The following is a 16,409-nucleotide window of genomic DNA, read 5'->3' on the forward strand; positions in this document are numbered from 1 at the left end:
CCTATGGCAGAGCTCAAACGATTTGGGTATGGATTGCAGGCGTTAGTCGTGCTCGCTTCATCTAAGGAACAGTACTCAAGCAGGGAGATTGCTGAACAGATCCGCTGCGAGCCGACAGCGCTGCGCAAGATCCTGTCCCGGCTTACTGAAGCCGGTTATATTGAGGTACGTCAAGGCCGGGGCGGAGGCTATATGCTGGCTAAACAACCCGGAGATATTACCCTGGCAGAGGTATACCTGTCCATGCATGATGATGTACCTATGCTGGACGGCATGCTGGACACTACCGGCAATCATTTGTTTGGACAGAAGGTCCGCCAGTCCTTCGATCAGATTATGACGGATATCCGTTTCCAGGTTGAGCATGTGTTGAAATCGTATACGGTTGCTGATTTGGTGGAGTGACGGCTGAGATTCCGTGGCCGTTCTCCAAACACATGCTTTTTTTGATTTAAAATGTGCAAATAAATGCACAATTAAATAGCACTATTCAATTATGGAGGAGATTAAATGAGAATACACTGGTTTGGACACTCCGCATTTCAGCTCACATCTGAGCAGGGCACGGTAATTCTGATTGATCCGTACGGGAAATTCCTAGGCTACCGGATGCCCCGGGTTAGGGCGGATATACTGGCAGTCACCCATGATCATAAGGATCACAATCAGGTTCATATCGCTGAGGGCGACTACGAACTAATTAATAACCCAGGGCATTTCAGTGTAAAAGGAGTGGAGATTCATGGGGTGCCCACTTATCATGATAATGTTGAAGGGGCCAAAAAAGGCAGCAATACGGTCTTTGTCTTCACCGTCGACGGACTGCGGATTTGTCATGCCGGTGACCTCGGCCATATTCTGACCCCGGAGCAAGTGGAGCAGATAGGGGAGGTTGATGTGTTGATGATTCCTGTCGGCGGAAGAATGACGCTGGATGGTACTGGAGCAGCGGCAGTGGTGAAGCAGTTGCAGCCGGCGGTTGCCATTCCTATGCATTACAGCACCAAAGCGCTGGGACTGCTCGGCCGGTTTTATTTTGCCAAAGCGGATAAGTTCTTGCAGGCTGCAGGCCGGCCTGTTAACGATGTAAAAGAGCTGGTGATTACTGGTGAGACCCTTGCCGGACTGAATCACATCTATACTCTCCAATATGAACCAAGCTGAATGGGCTGGAAAAGAGGATTGTTGATGTCAACCCTATCTGTGACTCGGCGTAAACCGCTATATGTTCTGATGACCCTGATTACCGCTTTGGCTGGCGGGGGGATCTTTATGCTAATGCATCTGCCGCTACCTTGGCTGCTCGGCCCTATGATCGCTGTGCTGACCGGTTCCAATCTGCGTAAGCAAGTATATATCTGGCCCGGACAAATACGGAATACCGGGATGATTATCGTCGGCTATACGATTGGTCTCTCGTTGACCGGTTCAGCACTGAATCAAATAGCTTATCAGCTGCCCTCTATGCTGCTTATGACTACGCTTCTGCTGCTGTTCTGCGCCGGAATTGCGGTAATTGTATCTAAGGTGTCGGGGACCAACTACAAGACCATCCTACTGGGAAGTATCCCCGGCGGCTTAACTCAGATGCTGGTGCTGGCCGAAGAGTCGAAGGATATCAATCTTACGGTTGTAACCGTCATTCAGGTGGTCCGGCTGATGATGATTATTATCTGTGTGCCGCTGCTGATCTACAGTCCCTTGTTTGCCAGCCACGCTGGCGGGGGAGAGAATACACCTCTTCTGGTTGAATTTGCGGCCGGGTGGGGAGGGCTATTCCCGAATATCTTTTATTTTGGCGTCGCTTGTACGGTATGCGGAATTGTAGGCCAAAAGATTAAATTTCCCACCGCGTATCTCCTCGGTCCGGCTATTATTACGGCAATTCTGCAGATCAGCGGTCTTCAGGGGCCAGCGCTTCCGGATGTTCTGATCAATGCCGCGCAGCTGATGATTGGGGTATATGTCGGACTGCTGCTCGATCCGCGTAAGCTGAACAATAAACTGCTGACTCTATCGCTGGCTGTAGGCAGCGGGGCAGTGCTGATTGCCGGAGCGTATGGCCTCAGTCTGCTGTTCGCTTATCTGGATTCGGTATCATCAGCAACCGCGCTGCTCAGTCTTGCTCCCGGAGGGATGGATCAGATGAGTCTGATCGCGCATGAGGTAGGGGCGGATTTGCCAACGGTGGCGGGCTATCAGTTATTCCGGACGTTTTTCATCTTTTTTGCAGTTCCGCCGTTGTTTAAATTGATCTTCCGGGAGAAAAAACGCAAGACAGCAGGAGTTAGTTAACATAAAAAAGATTATGTTAACTAACTCCTGCGTTTGGTCAGCTAAAGCGGAATTGAAGTGAAAAGAGAGCCTAAAAGAGAACTTAAAAGTGAACTTAAAGCAAAGCTTGGGATGCCCTCCGGGGGCTGTCCCGGGCTTTTTCTGCTCGTGCAATTGGGGAATTTCTCAAAATGTAAAAATAGTCACATCATTTAAGGTATCCCGGTGCATATAATTTGTTTTGAACAGTGTTAAAAAACATTACAGTGTTAAATTAAATAACGCCTTGTTAAAGGAGTCTTACAATCATGGGCAAAGAAGAGAGACAAGAGCAGGAACGTGAAGCGATGCGTAATTTGATTCTGACAACGGCTGGTGAACTAGTGGCCGAGAAGGGGATTGAGCAGCTGTCTATCCGCAAGATTGCTGAACGGATGGAGTATTCCGCCGGGATCATTTATCACTATTTTCAGGGAAAAGAGGATATAGTGGAGCAGCTTCTTCAGCAGGGGTACAGAGAATTGATGGGCGGGCTAACAGCCGAATCAGACACTGCGCGGAGTGAAGTATCGGCTGAGGATAACTTAAGCCAGTCGCTGTCACAGTTTATCCGGATGACCACCGCGGAAGGGTCGCAGTACCGGAATGTGATGCTTAATGATTCGCCTGCTGTACTTAACCATACTGCAGTACTGCATAAAGGAGCTGCAATGGAGCGTAATGCAATCAGCATGCTCTGCAGGGCTCTACGCCAATTCAGAGGGATGGCAGCCCGCCAAGAGGAGGAAATTGAACTTACTGCCCAAGTGATTTGGAGTGCGGCATTTGGACTGATCATGAGGCTGAGCGTCGAGAAGAATCTGCCGGAGGAGCAGAAGGAGGCGCTGATTACCCGGCATGTCAAGGCAATGCTGCTTATTGCAGGGAGTAGGGAATAAGTTTTTAAGATTATTCGGCTAAGGGGTAGAAGGCGATGGGGTATAGACGATCAGTTGGCATTTTAACGGGATTAATTATTATCCTTGCGATAGTCGCGTCGGGGTACGGATTACTGTCAGGTCACGGACGGGGGGTGAAAGGGAGTTCTGAATCCTTTACCTCAATCCGGGGTGAGAAGGTCGAATTATATGGTAGCGGAATCTATAAAAATGATTCAATTTCCGTCGTTGCCCAGGCCAAAGCCCAGGATGGAGTTACACTGGTACTGGGGGTTCCCTTGCTGCTCGTTTCACTGGTTATGAGCTTCAGAGGGCGGGTCAGAGGGCGGCTGCTGTTAGCTGGAGCCTTGGGATATTTTACGTATACTTATGCGTCCTACAGCTTCCTGTCTATGTACAATAACCTGTTTCTAATCTATGTAATATTGTTCTCATCCAGCTTATTTGCATTTATTCTGACTCTGCTGTCATTAGAGAAGGAGAAGGTTGAACGTTTCTTCAGACCAAGTTTACCGGCACAAAGCATAGGTTTATTCCTGCTTTTCACCTCATTAATGATCATGTTGTTATGGCTGGGCAGGCTCGCTGGTTCTTATCGCCAAGGGACAGCACCCGAAGGGTTGGAGCATTACAGCACATTAGTGATTCAGGCACTCGATTTAGCCATTGTTGTTCCGCTATCTTCAATTACCGGAGTACTGCTCATTCGCAGACGGCCTTATGGTTATCTGCTTGCTTCTGTAGTCATAGTAAAAGCTGCGGCCCTGCTAACCTCCATCACTGCCATGATCATTGGGATGCTGAGGGCGGGAGTAAGTGTATCCACGGTAGAGCTGATAGCGTTTCCTGCGTTTAATATAGGTGCTATTGTTTGTTTATACCTTGTATTGAGCAATGTACAGGAACCGGGATAGTCTTCAAACCCATTTACCATAGATAAGGAGCGGCGGATAATATGAGTAATAGAACACTGATTCTATATGCAGGCAAGTATGGATGTACCGAGAAAGCGGCATTTCTGTTGAAATCAAGGCTTGGTGAGGCTGAGACTGTGAATCTAAAGGATGCCAAAGTACCGGCGCTGGCTGCCTATGACACGGTGATTCTGGGCGGTTCCATCTACTACGGTACAATCCGTAAAGAAATGGCGGCATTCACTTCCAAAAATGTACAGGAGCTGTCGGGTAAGCGGCTCGGGTTGTTCATCTGTGCAGGGATGACCGGGGAGAAAGCGGAGCAGGAGCTTCAGCAAGCTTATCCGGAGGTTCTGTACAAGAAGGCACTTGCCAAGGAGATCCTGGGCGATGAGATTTATCCGGAGAGAATTTCAGCACTGGACAAATGGGTTCTGCGGATGGTCAAGGGGAAAGGGGATGAAGCTGGAGCTGGATTATCGATGAATAAGCTCGAAGGATTCGCGCGTGCAATGACAGTGAGTTAGATTGGCTACAAGCCAACGGCAGGGGCTGGAATGATACAGTTTCTGTAAAAGAGCGGCAGCTAAGGGAATTGATCCTGTGCAAAGAGCTGCCGCTGCATTGATTTTGGGAAGATATAGCATTCAACTCTATTTAGGGTAACATAATTAAGGTTATGTTAACTAACAATCTATGTTTATCTCTAAAGATAACAGACCGCCCCACTATATATTATACTATTTCAACATATGAAAAATTCATAATAGAAAAAGCTTCCCCAATTACTCCACTTAGCTACCTCACTCACTTCCAAATACAATACGTACCTATCCACAAACAGATAGAAAAAGGATTGAAATACCACTACCAGCTACAGAAATCAACAGTATTTATTGCGATTAATTAACGGAGCTCTTCCGTCAATTTTGATGCCATTTCCAGGGACTTCAGCGCATGCTGCAGAGAGAGGATGGAGTCCGTACCGTCCTGCAGACATTGGAGTGCATGGCGTAAGCTTTTTTCATATGGATTGTTAGGGGGCAATGGAATACTCTCTTTGCCTATAGACGTATATGCGGTTAAGCTGGCCTCTATATCCCCGTTCGCATAACCGATCTCGTGGAACACCAGCTTCGCCTGATCGAAATAAGCTTCATAACCGACGGTAAAAGGATAAGTCTCCGGCATCTGCGAAGAGACAATCAGCTGTGCGCTCACCTCAGGTTGAAGGAAGGAAGCATGCACCAATGCTTGACCGTCTTTAGCTCCAGAGGTACCCCAGACCGCAGAAGGTGCAGGTGAACCCAGCAGCCATTCGATGAAATCCAGATCATGAATCATCAGATTAGCTGCGATTTTGGAGAGGCCCAGGTCCCCCCATAGCGGTGCCGTTTCCCGGCGCAAGGTGACCTGCAGCAATTTGCCGTATGTAAGATCTTGAACTGCCTTATATAAGTACTCATAGGCATAATCGAATTTGATGAATTGATTGACCAGAATTCTCCGGCCATATTGCTGTTCAGCCATGAGCATCTCCCGTGCATCTTCCGGCTCCAGAGCAACCGGCGTTTCGCAAAATACATGCTTCCCGCGTCTCAGTGCCTCCACAGCATAAGTCTTATGAAGCGCAGAAGGCAGACAGATATCTATTACATCCAGCCCGGGATCAGACATTATATCTTCTATAGACAACGTGATCTCTACCCCAAGCTCTTCCTTCAGCTTCAGCAGCTTGGCTTCATTTCGTCCGAAGACGACCACACGGTCTGTAGACTCCAGTTGCTTCAAGATCGATGCATGATAGGCTCCAAAACCTGTTCCCAATATGCCAATATTCATTTACAGCAGCTCCTTAGATTTGATACATTCATCATAACGTCCTATTGTTGACAACAGAGTGGCAAGAATAGAGTTGTGAAATGATGCGTCATTGAAATGTAGAAACTGGAGGGATAGGATGCGGCTGCACCGCTTGATTGCAATTCTTTTATTGGTTGAATCCAGGGGCAGGATGAAGGCGGCTGCTCTGGCAGAGGCCCTCGAAACGTCCGTCCGCTCCATTTACAGAGATATTGATGTCCTGGCTGAATCGGGCATTCCTCTCGTTACAACAACCGGGCCGAACGGCGGAATTTCATTGATGGAGGGCTATACGGTGAATCTGAGGCGGCTGCATGGCGAAGAGGTGGTTCATCTGTTTTTGACAGGAATGGGGATGCCTGCAGGCGGTTCGGGTGAGACCGGTCTTCTGCTCCAAAATGCTCTGCTGAAGCTCGAAGCAAGCTTGCCCGCTCCTTATCAGGAGGATATCCGTACCGCGCAGAGCCGTTTTCTGTTCGATGATACACCGTGGTGGAGTGATCGGGCGGCAGTGCCATATCTGGAGACGCTGCGCACTGCGGTGTGGCGAGGCAGACGAATTGAGACGAAGTACCGCAAAGTGAATGGAGAGCTCTCCTGCCGGAAGCTGCATCCCTATGGACTTGTTGTCAAGCAGGGCGGATGGTATCTGGCCGCTTATTGCGAGGGAGCAGAGGCTGTTCGTACGTTTAAATGCGAGCGGTTTGCCGCGGTGTCGTTAATAGAGGGGACCTATACTATCCCAGAACACTTCTCCCTGCAGGAATACTGGAAAGTAGGAGAGCTTGCCTTCATTAATGCCAGCAAAGCACGGGAAATCTACCCCGTAGTCATCCGCATGCCTGTGCATAATCAGGGGATCAGTAAGAGGTTAGAAGTTATGAATATGGAACCAGAGGGTGAATTCCAGATCATCACTGCGAATATGTACGACTATGAGACTGCGTGTGAGAAAGTGCTGCCCTTGCTTGTCCAAGCTGAAATTATGGAACCGGCAGAGCTTCGGGAATACATTAGCAGTCAGGTGCGTATATGGAATAAAATGTATTGTTAAGATTGATATTGTTGAAATAGGGTAACATAATTAATATTATGTTAACTAATTGAAGACAAGTGGTTGTTAAGCAATAGCTCGAGAGTGAATTTATGGCAGCGTGTTATTGTTATAAAGCCAGGTAAACAAAATAATCCCCAGACCTAAGCTTCTCAGCCAAGTCTGGGGATTATTAATGTCTTAGGCACTTATGTTATCCTTATCGCCAGCTTCGGCAAGCTCTCTGCTCCGGAGCCTTTTGTGTGCCGTAATCAGGAAAGGAAGGCCAAGAGCCGTTGTCAAAGCCAGCGGCACGAATACGGCCGGACCATTCGCCGTGCCGAATTGATCAAGCAGCAGGCCTCCCAGAATTGGGGCCATTACATTGCCGAGATTATTGAAGCCGATCGTACCGAAATAAGTACCTTTCCACTCCGGACGTGCAATCCGGTCTATGAGCATATCCATCATTGTGAAGAGCAGTACTTCCCCGATCGTGAATAAGACAACACTGAACATCAACAGAGCGACTCCGCCAGGCATACCGAACAGCAGCAGACTGAGAGCGACGCAGCTATTTCCCAGGATTAGAGGAATGATTGGCGGGAATTTACTCGCTGTGCGGACGATCGGATACTGCACAATCAGCACCGTTATCGCATTCAGAGACAGCATGTAGGAGAAGAGCTGTCTGCCATTACTGAAGTGGGGGTTGTTCGCCAGATATTGCGCCAGTGTTGAACTGAAGTGCCCATATCCCAGCACGCAGAAGATTGTACCGAGCAGAACGGGCAGGAAGACCTTATCCCTTCCGGTGGTAGACAGCGCTTCAAGCAGCTTCGGTGTCCGGGCTTCGCCGTGAACCGGCAGGTTGGCACGGTGTACAGAGAATTGCAGGAACAGTACAAGTCCATAGGCGATGTAGACGATACCGGCGATCATGAACGGGAATGTGGATTTGGCTGAGCCCAGCTGCAGGCCAATGATCGGCCCGAAGACAACCCCCAGATTCACCGCTGCATACCGCAGATTGAAGACCAGCAGCTTGTGATCCGGAGGTGTAATATCCGAGAGTAAAGCCCGCGAGGTCGGTTCGAATACTGCACGGCATAGCCCATTTAGCGTATTGACGAGGAAAAAGACCCATAAATGCTGCGCGGCTGAGAAGCCGAAGAATACGCAGGCCCAGCCGAACACGGAGACCAGCATAACGATTTTGCGGCCGATCACGTCAGATATGTAACCGCCGTAGAAGCTGATCAGAACACCCGCCAGAGAGCTGACGGCTACCGTAAATCCTGTTTGGGTGGCAGTAGCGCCCAGGACTTGTGTCAGGTAAATCGATAGAAAAGGGATACTCATGGAGGTGACCAGCCGGCCAAACATCGTTCCGATGATAATGGTCCAAGCCAGAGGATGAATGTGCCGCAGATGCTGTTTCATAGAATCAGATGTCTCCTAATCGGGTGATTGAATTTGGCGAATGCTTCTTGATGCTGTATTAAGTATAATTGTATAGATAAAAGGATGAAATAAAAGTGTAAGGATTTCATGTGACTTTTCACCTTTAAAGGAGCCTGGATATATGGACAATAGCAGCATGAATTATCTCTGTTTGGCCGCAGCTTTAGACCCGGCTTTTATTGTACAGCAGCCCATTCCGGTCACTATTGAGCAACTAACCGGCATCCTGTGCTGCACGCCGCGCAATGTAAAGTTTATTCTGCGGAAGCTTGAGGAACAGCAATTGATCACATGGATACCCGGCAGAGGCAGAGGGAATTATTCGCAGCTGACGTTCCTGCGCAGTGTGGACGAGGTGCTGGAGGAGAAGTTTCAGGACATGGTCCATAAAGGCCGGATTAAACCGGCGATCGAGTTAATTAGCCAATATCAGGTGAACGAGCCGCTTAAGGAACGTCTGCTGGCAGTACTCGACAAACAAATGGGCTTCTGGAGTGAGCCGGACTCCACATCCGGGCAGGAGGTGCTGCGGATTTCCCGTAACCGCCCGATGGAGAAGCTGGACCCGGCGATGGTGTACACAGCTTTTGAAACCTATTTGTTGGGGCATATTTGCAGTACATTAATTACCTATGATGCAGAGAATGGCAGCTTTCTGCCTGGGCTGGCGCATACTTGGGAGGCCAATCCGGACAGTACAAGTTATCTGTTCTATTTGCGTAAGGGGGTAAGGTTTCATCACGGACGAGGGATGATTTCACGGGATGTCAAAGAGACTTTGCAGCGTCTGACCGATCTGAATAGTCCGGCGATCAGCCATTTTAAGGATATCTGTCATGTCGAGCTGGAAAGTGATTATCGTATCCGGTTTGACCTCGTGCAGCCCAATACCTTTTTTCTGCATCTGTTCAGTTCAATCTATATGTCTATTCTGCCTTATGATGTGGATTTCGCCGCTAATCCGGTAGGGACGGGGCCATATCAGGTACTGGATCTGAATGAGGATGTACTGGTGCTAGGCGCATATGACCTCTATTACGGAATCCGCCCGCTGCTGGACCGGGTAGAAATCTGGTATTTACCGCATTTGGGATCGAGTGTCCGCCAGTATCAGCTTACGGATGCCGGGCACAACCCGCTTCCTGCCGGGGATGAGCAGGGCCATAGCATTGATTACCCGGCCTTGGGTTGCCGCTATATCCTGTTTAACTTTAGAAGAGAAGGACTTCACCATCAGCAGGCTGTACGGCAAGCGTTACGGATATTGTACAATCAGCCGGCCATGATCCGGGAACTCGGGGGCAACCGGATTATGCCGGCGGATAGCTTTTTGCCCTGGAAGAGTAATCAGCAGGAGTTCAGAGAGCCATTGCTTGAGGAAGCAAAAGCGCTGCTTCAGGCTGGCGGCTATGGGGGAGAAGTGCTGACGATTGCCTACCGGAGCCGGAAGGAGGATCAGGAGGAGGCTTTATGGCTGCAGGAACGCGGCGGGAGGATCGGACTTAAGCTCCAGCTGCATCCTTTGACCGAATACGATCTCGCAGATATCATGGGCTATGCTGACTTGCTGATTGCCGAAGAGGTGCTGGAGGATGACTGGCAGTGGGGGATGATCAATTATTTCCGCAATGAGTCGAACTATCTGCATGATCTGCTGCTGGATCGTCAGAAATCAAAGCTGCAGCGGGTACTGGAGCATTTCTCCCGTCTGCCTGCTGAAGAGCGGGCGGAGCTGCTGGATCTGGCGGAAGACCAATTGCGCGACAACTGCTGGGTGCTCTATGGCTGCCATATGAACAAAAAAGCGCAGCTTAGCCAAAACCTGTTCGGACTGCAGACCGGCTCTTTCGGATTTCTGGATATTTCGAAGCTATGGGTTAAATCGGGATTCCAGTAATTCGACCTCCAACTCACCGCAGCTGATAGAAAATTGCCGCATGGGGTATATAGATACATAGACCACGGCGGGAGCCGTACGAAATCAGCTGCGCAGGCGTTTGCCGGATTTCGGTATATGAGCTTAAGGAGGCTGCCGGATAATGGAGCAGACAAACGAAAGCATAAGAAGCTTAATCAAAAAGGGCAATAAATCCTCAGGCTCGGCTGCTATCGGCAATACAGGGATTGCCATCGTTAAGGGAATCGCTTTTGCACTGACAGGCAGCGGTTCAATGTTTGCCACAATGATGCATTCGATTGCCGATGCCGTGAATCAGATGTTTGTATTTACAGGCAGTGTGCTGGCTGAGAAAAAACCGACACGCCGCTTCCCGGACGGTTTCGGCCGGGTGATTAATCTATTCTGTATGGTGGCCGTAATTGTCGTGACCATCATGGCGTACGAGACAATGCATGAAGGCTTCCATCTGCTGAAGCATCCGGCTACGGATTCGCAAGGCTACTGGATCAATGTGCTGGTACTTGTGCTGTCGATCGCGGCAGACGGGTTCGTCTGGGTGAAGGCGATGAACGAGGTGCTGCATGAATCAAGGGTTGAGGCCAAGGGGCTGGGCAAGTTCACGGCTTCCCTCAAAAATGTAAAAAGAGCCGCCCCGCCTACCCGGCTTGTCTACTATGAGGATCTGGTCGCAACCAGCGGCGGGCTGCTCGCCATGATTGCCATTCTGGTTACCGCTTTTACAAACTTCAAGCTGCTGGATGGTGTGAGCAGTATTCTGATTGCCTTCATGATGATCGGGGTGGCCTTCCGTGTAGGCTACGACAACATGGTCGGGTTGATCGGTGTGGCTGCACCGCCGGAGATTGAGGAGCGGGTGGCAAAGATTATTTTTGATGACCCGTGGGTGACGGATATTTATCAGATGCGGATTCTGCAAGAGGGACGTTATTACCACGTCGAAGGACTCATCGAGCTGAAACGGGGATTGACGCTTGCCGATGCCGACGACATTAAGTTCAAGGTAAGGGACAAGCTGCTTGCAGACCCGCATATTTCGGATGTGACGCTCGGCATACTCGAGGATAATGGAATTCAGAACTGGGTACCGCAGCATGAGCTGCAATGAGTCTCTGCTTAAGCTGGAACAGGAGAGAGGGTTAACTTGAAGAAACGGCTGCTGCCCCTAGGGGACAAGCAGGCCGTTTCTTTGTGCAGGCGAAGCGGGGATTACCTCAGACCGCTGCCTGCTGCTTGCCGTCACATTTCTTGCAGACGGTGAGCTTATCGCCCGCCAGACTTTTGCCGAAGTACAACAGCTTGATACGTGTGCTCCCGCAGATCGGGCAGGTACCTCTTGCTCTGGAAGGGGTGCGCCAGAGTGCTTTGCCGCGCTTGTTTTTGGCCATGATACGTCCCACCTTTGTAATGTATACCCCTATCCTATGCCCAGAGGGAACCTACGGTTCTGCCGGAGCTGAAATCATTTGAAGGGAAAGGGCGTCCGTTGAAAAAGGAGCTAAATTGGCCGAAATATGCCCCGAAAAAACAGCGTATAACATAAATTATACGCTGTTTCGGTTCTGAGAGACTTTTATATGAGTTCTGGCACTAGTGATCAGCTCAAATAGAGTCAATTTAGTAGAATAATAATATATTAATGTAATATAATCCCATTCTCGAAATTTGCTCAGGCTTTCATGGTTTCTGCGCTCTGAACGCATGCTATAATAATTGGAAAACAAATGCTGGAGGTATTGTATTGATACATAGCAGCCCGAAACATAAATGGAGATCGGACAAGCTGTCTCATCTGGGGTCGTCAATTTTTGCTGAGGTGGCCGCCTGGAAGGAGGAAGCACGAAAATCCGGACTGGAGGTCATTGATCTCGGGATTGGCAGTCCGGACCGGGCGCCTCTGTCTGAAATCCGTCATGCCTTAAGCGAAGCAGTGCTGCGGGAGGACAGTTATTCGTATCCGGCTTCCAAAGGAAGCGATGCGTTCCGCAAGCAAGCGGCCAAATGGATGAAGTGGCGTTTCGATGCTGAAGTTGATTCGGATGAAGAAATCGTAGCCCTGATGGGTTCGCAGGACGGACTGGCACATCTCGCACTCGCGGTCTGCAATCCTGGGGATCTGGCGATTGTGCCGGACCCCGGCTATCCGATCTATTCAGGATCACTGGCTATAGCCGGCGTTAGAGCCTGGCCGCTGCCGCTGCTGGAAGAGAATGCGTTCCGGCCCGATCTGGAGAGCATCCCTGATGAGGTATGGCGTGAAGCGGTATTTATATTACTCAGCTTTCCCGGCAATCCGATATCTGTCACGGTAGATCTGGCTTATATGGAGCGGTTAGTGGAGCTTGCTCTTAAATGGGACGTGCTGATCATTCATGACCTGGCCTATTCGGAGATGGGCTTCGATGGCTACCGGCCCGTCAGTATCCTTCAGGTCCCTGGAGCGCTGGATACGGCGGTTGAATTTCATTCCTTCTCCAAAAGCTTCAATATGGCCGGCTGCCGCATCGGCTTCATGACGGGCAATGCTCAGGCCGTCGGAGCGCTGCGGGAGCTGAAGAGCAATGTGGATTACGGTGTCTTCGATCCCATCCAGGAAGCGGCAGTCGCAGCGCTGGAGCAGGCGATGACTACCGGACCGGAGCAGGGAGTGGCTGCGCTGTATGAATGCCGCAGGAATGTTTTTGTGGAAGCCTTGGCACATGAAGGCTGGAGTGTGCCATTGCCGGAAGCAACGATGTTTATCTGGGCGAGGCTGCCGGAGAACTATGGAGTGAACGGTGAAGCCGGAAGATCACAGAGCTTCGCTCATGAACTGCTACTGAAGACCGGGGTAGCGGTAATTCCCGGAAGTGCTTTTGGGAGTCAGGGAGAGGGTTTCGTCAGAATAGCGCTGGTTGAGGATGAAGAGCGGCTTCTGGAAGCCGCCCGGAGGATAGGGGAGTTTCTGCGTACGAATGTTTAAACTTCGCGTATGTTACTGATATTCTTGTGGCAGGGCAACGGCTAAGATATGGTGTTCAGTAGGAATCAGTGCGGTTCCATGATCGATGGTTATATTGCCGAAGTATGGATACTTTGAACCGCTGTTGATCATCCCCAGCAGTGCGCCGGTATCGGAATGGTTGATCGAGATATAGCCATTCTTGTAAATGGCGAATACAGCCTTGCCAACGTGCTGCAGGTGCTCCACCTTGTCTGCCGGATGATCGAACGCAACGACATTGCCGTTCGCAATATTGATTCCGCTAATCTGTGTCTCATGCTGGAAGAAGGCCATTCCGTCCGCGGGACCGGCCAGCCATTTGCCGAAGCTAGCATAGCTTGTGGGGGCCGTATTGGTATCCGCTCCACGCTTAAAGCGCGTAAGAGTATATCCATCCTGGTCGAGATTGCCGTCTGCCGTATAAACATAAGAGTTCTGGATGGAGGTAGCAGCACTCCCCAATCTGGAGATGTCGTCCAGCAGATTATAGTTTTCCCGGCCGGAGATCTTGCCTGTAGCGGGATTCAGCTGTACCAGAGTCAGCTGGTAACCCGGCACGGCCGTTGCCGTATTCCCCGCTGCAGTCTTTGCCTGCTCACGGAGTAATAGTTGTCCATTCTGATAAGTTACATAACTATATAACCCCTCAATTCTCCACAGCCGCTTCCCGGTAGCCGGATCAAGGCCGTAGAATTGGGTGCGGATGTTATCGACCGTGCTGGAAACGACAAACACACCTGAATATTCTCCATAGATGGTCCCTGCATACATAGGAATATCCTTGTTCTCCCATATTCTCTTTCCTGTAACCGGGTTATAGGCCGCGACAACGCCGTACTCATTGGCAAAATAGACTTTTCCGTTAATCAGGCGGGCCTGTGCCCCAATCTCTATAGGCCGCTCCGACACCTTAACCTTCCAGATCAGCTTTCCGGTGGCAGCGGACACTTTGACGAGCTGTTCCTGATTGTCGATGAAGAATACGGAGTTATTCGTGACGATTTGCGGATGTGCCCCCTGTTTATAGGACCACTGAACTTTGCCGGAGGCTATATTTTTGGCGTAGAGCGTCTTGTTGATGTCTGAGTAGTAGAGAATTCCGTTCATAATAGGCGGCTTGCTGTCATACATGCCCATGCCATCCGTGGCTACTTGCCACTTCAGCGGCAGCAGCTTGTCTTTGGAGACCGCAATGACTGCATTGTTCGCGGAAGCAGCGTATGCTGTACCCGGCAAGAGGTCAGCTGAAGAGAGAGCGGTGAGGGATGAGAGCAGGGAAAGGGCGAGTAAGCTGGTGAGGATGGGTTTCATTGGCAGCATCTGAGTCATCTCCTTGATGTGTCTTGTACTAAATAGTAAGACGCCGGGAGCAAGGATTGGTTGCTAAAATAAGGAAGACAATATTGTAACCGTAGGTACAGCCACAACTATAACCATAATCATAACTACAATCATAACAATAACGTAACATAATAAACATTATGTAAACTAGGTAATTCGCTGAGCGGTATTTAGGGTAATAAGGAGCAACTACAGTTATCAGGAGGTTGCCTTTATGGGATTCAATTTCGGAGGCTTTGGCGATAAAATACAAGGATTAGTGGATACGTTCAAAGAGGGCGGAGTCGGTGAGCTGCTGCAAAAGCTTCCGCTAGATCAGCTGCCTGTCGATCAATTGCTGGAGAAGCTGCCGCTGGATCAACTGTTGTCGGGTTCTTTTCTGCAACAGTTCACTCCGTTCGAATCATTGACGGAGCTTCTGCAAAGCGGGGGATTCTCTGCCGGATCAGCAGAGGAGCTGAAGTCGCTGCCGCATGATCAGCTGAACGAGCATGTCACGAAAACTACCTCCTTCAGCTCACTGAAGGACATGCTGGTCAAAGCGGCGGAGTTCTATTCCCAGCGGAAGTAGCGCGTTTATCTCCATCATTTGACCACTGGGAACCAGTCTGATTCAATAAAACAGCGGCAGCTCCGGATGTATATCATCCATGGCTGCCGCTGTTTTCATTATGTGATTTCGTATTTTAACGTAATCTTTATTGCTTGAGCCAGGCCGTTGCCAGCAGCAGGGCCCCTTTTTTGGCATGGGTCTCTGCCAGGGCGTTAAGCATCACGAAGTCGTGGATGATGCCCTGGAACCGCACTGCCGTAACCGGCACTCCTGCTTCGCGGAGTTTGGCCGCGTAGGCTTCGCCTTCATCCCGCAGCACATCCGCTTCGCCGGTGATGATTAAGGCTTCCGGCAGACCGCTCAGCTGCTCCAGGCTGGCCCGCAGCGGGGAAGCGGTAATCTGTGCCCGCTCCTCCGGATCAGTGGTATATTGATCCCAGAACCATTTCATGCCGGTGCGCTGCAGGAAATATCCTTCGGCGAACAGGTGATATGATTCTGTATCGAAGGCAGCATCGGTTACCGGATAGAACAGCAGCTGCTTGGAGATTGCCGGGCCACTACGTTCCTTGGCCATCAGTGTGATGGCCGCAGTCATATTGCCGCCAACACTGTCTCCGGCAACGCTAAGCTTGGACGCATCCAGCCCGTAAGTGGAGCCTTCTTGGGCAATCCATTCCAGTACAGCGTAGATTTCTTCAATGGCTGTAGGGTATTTGGCTTCGGGAGAGAGGCTGTACTCCGGGAAAACGACGGCAGCTTCGGCACCGACGGCCAACTCGCGGATTAAGCGGTCATGCGTATGGCTGTTGCCGAATACCCAGCCGGCTCCATGAATATAGAGTATGACTGGAAGAGAAGTAGAAGCGGAGCCGATAGGACGGACAATTCGTACCTTCACCTCACCACCAGGTCCGCCGGATACCGTCAGATCCTGGATATCGGCTTCGGGCTTGAATATTTCACTGGATTGGACTGTATTTACCGTTTCGCGGCCTTTCTCAGGCCCAAGGTCGGGCAGAAAGGGAGGCTCGGAGTTGTCATCAGCGAATTTCTGGGCTGCAGGCTCGAGAACAATCTTCTTGTCTTCTGGCATGGTTTACAGTCTCCTTCTTAGTTCTGATTTAG

Annotated in this window: 16 protein-coding genes; 11 read left to right on the forward strand and 5 right to left on the reverse strand. The window is 50.2% G+C overall.

The genetic code is table 11. The features are described from left to right. Positions 1-3 precede the first annotated feature (3 nt). The 6 genes from MHI42_RS00775 (at position 4) to MHI42_RS00800 (ending at position 4,653) form a co-directional block, all read left to right on the forward strand. Positions 4-405, forward strand: a complete 402-nt coding sequence (locus MHI42_RS00775; RefSeq protein ID WP_340986789.1) for an Rrf2 family transcriptional regulator — start codon at positions 4-6, stop codon at positions 403-405. A 105-nt stretch (positions 406-510) separates the two neighbouring features. Beyond that, on the forward strand, positions 511-1,164 hold the full coding sequence (locus tag MHI42_RS00780) for an MBL fold metallo-hydrolase (protein ID WP_342422392.1): 654 nt from the start codon (positions 511-513) through the stop codon (positions 1,162-1,164). 39 nt (positions 1,165-1,203) lie between these two features. Then, the gene (locus MHI42_RS00785) at positions 1,204-2,295 is read left to right on the forward strand and encodes an AbrB family transcriptional regulator (protein WP_342422393.1); all 1,092 of its coding nucleotides are present in this window, start codon (positions 1,204-1,206) and stop codon (positions 2,293-2,295) included. Positions 2,296-2,582: 287 nt separating this feature from the next. Then, positions 2,583-3,212 (forward strand): helix-turn-helix domain-containing protein, encoded by a 630-nt coding sequence (locus MHI42_RS00790; protein WP_342422394.1) that lies wholly within the window; start codon positions 2,583-2,585, stop codon positions 3,210-3,212. Between the two features lie 134 nt (positions 3,213-3,346). After that, complete coding sequence (locus MHI42_RS00795) at positions 3,347-4,126, forward strand: hypothetical protein (RefSeq protein ID WP_342422395.1); 780 nt, start codon at positions 3,347-3,349, stop codon at positions 4,124-4,126. A 41-nt stretch (positions 4,127-4,167) separates the two neighbouring features. Next, positions 4,168-4,653 carry a flavodoxin domain-containing protein gene (locus MHI42_RS00800; protein WP_342422396.1) on the forward strand — a complete coding sequence of 162 codons (486 nt, stop codon included), beginning with the start codon at positions 4,168-4,170 and terminating at the stop codon, positions 4,651-4,653. Between the two features lie 379 nt (positions 4,654-5,032). On the opposite strand, the gene MHI42_RS00805 is transcribed toward MHI42_RS00800, so the two are convergent. Then, a complete protein-coding gene (locus tag MHI42_RS00805) occupies positions 5,033-5,968 on the reverse strand; it encodes a Gfo/Idh/MocA family oxidoreductase (protein ID WP_342422397.1) in 936 nt (311 codons plus the stop codon). A 118-nt stretch (positions 5,969-6,086) separates the two neighbouring features. Here MHI42_RS00805 and MHI42_RS00810 point away from each other — a divergent pair, with 118 nt between their 5' ends. Continuing rightward, the gene (locus MHI42_RS00810; RefSeq protein WP_342422398.1) at positions 6,087-7,043 is read left to right on the forward strand and encodes a WYL domain-containing protein; all 957 of its coding nucleotides are present in this window, start codon (positions 6,087-6,089) and stop codon (positions 7,041-7,043) included. Between the two features lie 180 nt (positions 7,044-7,223). Here the strand turns inward: MHI42_RS00810 and MHI42_RS00815 are convergent, their stop codons facing one another. Beyond that, complete coding sequence (locus MHI42_RS00815; RefSeq protein WP_342422399.1) at positions 7,224-8,465, reverse strand: MFS transporter; 1,242 nt, start codon at positions 8,463-8,465, stop codon at positions 7,224-7,226. Positions 8,466-8,607: 142 nt separating this feature from the next. Here MHI42_RS00815 and MHI42_RS00820 point away from each other — a divergent pair, with 142 nt between their 5' ends. Then, on the forward strand, positions 8,608-10,383 hold the full coding sequence (locus tag MHI42_RS00820) for an ABC transporter substrate-binding protein (protein ID WP_342422400.1): 1,776 nt from the start codon (positions 8,608-8,610) through the stop codon (positions 10,381-10,383). Between the two features lie 142 nt (positions 10,384-10,525). Further along, entirely contained in the window at positions 10,526-11,512 is a 987-nt protein-coding gene (locus tag MHI42_RS00825) for a cation diffusion facilitator family transporter (RefSeq protein WP_171715910.1), read from the forward strand. A gap of 106 nt (positions 11,513-11,618) precedes the next feature. Here the strand turns inward: MHI42_RS00825 and MHI42_RS00830 are convergent, their stop codons facing one another. Then, the gene (locus MHI42_RS00830) at positions 11,619-11,792 is read right to left on the reverse strand and encodes a hypothetical protein (protein ID WP_342422401.1); all 174 of its coding nucleotides are present in this window, start codon (positions 11,790-11,792) and stop codon (positions 11,619-11,621) included. Between the two features lie 353 nt (positions 11,793-12,145). Between MHI42_RS00830 and MHI42_RS00835 the strand changes: the two genes are divergently transcribed. Further along, on the forward strand, positions 12,146-13,366 hold the full coding sequence (locus tag MHI42_RS00835; RefSeq protein WP_342422402.1) for an aminotransferase class I/II-fold pyridoxal phosphate-dependent enzyme: 1,221 nt from the start codon (positions 12,146-12,148) through the stop codon (positions 13,364-13,366). A gap of 12 nt (positions 13,367-13,378) precedes the next feature. On the opposite strand, the gene MHI42_RS00840 is transcribed toward MHI42_RS00835, so the two are convergent. Then, positions 13,379-14,707: a PQQ-binding-like beta-propeller repeat protein gene (locus tag MHI42_RS00840; RefSeq protein ID WP_342422403.1), complete on the reverse strand. Its 1,329-nt coding sequence runs from the start codon at positions 14,705-14,707 to the stop codon at positions 13,379-13,381. Between the two features lie 235 nt (positions 14,708-14,942). Here MHI42_RS00840 and MHI42_RS00845 point away from each other — a divergent pair, with 235 nt between their 5' ends. Beyond that, positions 14,943-15,299: a hypothetical protein gene (locus MHI42_RS00845; RefSeq protein WP_342422404.1), complete on the forward strand. Its 357-nt coding sequence runs from the start codon at positions 14,943-14,945 to the stop codon at positions 15,297-15,299. A gap of 127 nt (positions 15,300-15,426) precedes the next feature. Here MHI42_RS00845 and MHI42_RS00850 read toward each other — a convergent pair whose 3' ends face one another. Continuing rightward, entirely contained in the window at positions 15,427-16,377 is a 951-nt protein-coding gene (locus tag MHI42_RS00850) for an alpha/beta hydrolase (protein WP_171715905.1), read from the reverse strand. Positions 16,378-16,409 lie beyond the last annotated feature (32 nt).

Source organism: Paenibacillus sp. FSL E2-0178 (assembly GCF_038593005.1).
Classification (GTDB): Bacteria; Bacillota; Bacilli; order Paenibacillales; family Paenibacillaceae; genus Paenibacillus_AQ; species Paenibacillus_AQ phytohabitans.

What these genes read in the sequence shown, in the direction of transcription:
- MHI42_RS00810 (WP_342422398.1), top strand. Translation starts at nt 6,087, where the DNA reads ATGCGGCTGCACCGCTTGATTGCAATTCTTTTATTGGTTGAATCCAGG.
- MHI42_RS00825 (WP_171715910.1), top strand. Translation starts at nt 10,526, where the DNA reads ATGGAGCAGACAAACGAAAGCATAAGAAGCTTAATCAAAAAGGGCAAT.
- MHI42_RS00805 (WP_342422397.1), bottom strand. Translation starts at nt 5,968, where the DNA reads ATGAATATTGGCATATTGGGAACAGGTTTTGGAGCCTATCATGCATCG.
- MHI42_RS00830 (WP_342422401.1), bottom strand. Translation starts at nt 11,792, where the DNA reads ATGGCCAAAAACAAGCGCGGCAAAGCACTCTGGCGCACCCCTTCCAGA.
- MHI42_RS00775 (WP_340986789.1), top strand. Translation starts at nt 4, where the DNA reads ATGGCAGAGCTCAAACGATTTGGGTATGGATTGCAGGCGTTAGTCGTG.
- MHI42_RS00815 (WP_342422399.1), bottom strand. Translation starts at nt 8,465, where the DNA reads ATGAAACAGCATCTGCGGCACATTCATCCTCTGGCTTGGACCATTATC.
- MHI42_RS00790 (WP_342422394.1), top strand. Translation starts at nt 2,583, where the DNA reads ATGGGCAAAGAAGAGAGACAAGAGCAGGAACGTGAAGCGATGCGTAAT.
- MHI42_RS00780 (WP_342422392.1), top strand. Translation starts at nt 511, where the DNA reads ATGAGAATACACTGGTTTGGACACTCCGCATTTCAGCTCACATCTGAG.
- MHI42_RS00840 (WP_342422403.1), bottom strand. Translation starts at nt 14,707, where the DNA reads ATGCTGCCAATGAAACCCATCCTCACCAGCTTACTCGCCCTTTCCCTG.
- MHI42_RS00845 (WP_342422404.1), top strand. Translation starts at nt 14,943, where the DNA reads ATGGGATTCAATTTCGGAGGCTTTGGCGATAAAATACAAGGATTAGTG.
- MHI42_RS00800 (WP_342422396.1), top strand. Translation starts at nt 4,168, where the DNA reads ATGAGTAATAGAACACTGATTCTATATGCAGGCAAGTATGGATGTACC.
- MHI42_RS00820 (WP_342422400.1), top strand. Translation starts at nt 8,608, where the DNA reads ATGGACAATAGCAGCATGAATTATCTCTGTTTGGCCGCAGCTTTAGAC.
- MHI42_RS00850 (WP_171715905.1), bottom strand. Translation starts at nt 16,377, where the DNA reads ATGCCAGAAGACAAGAAGATTGTTCTCGAGCCTGCAGCCCAGAAATTC.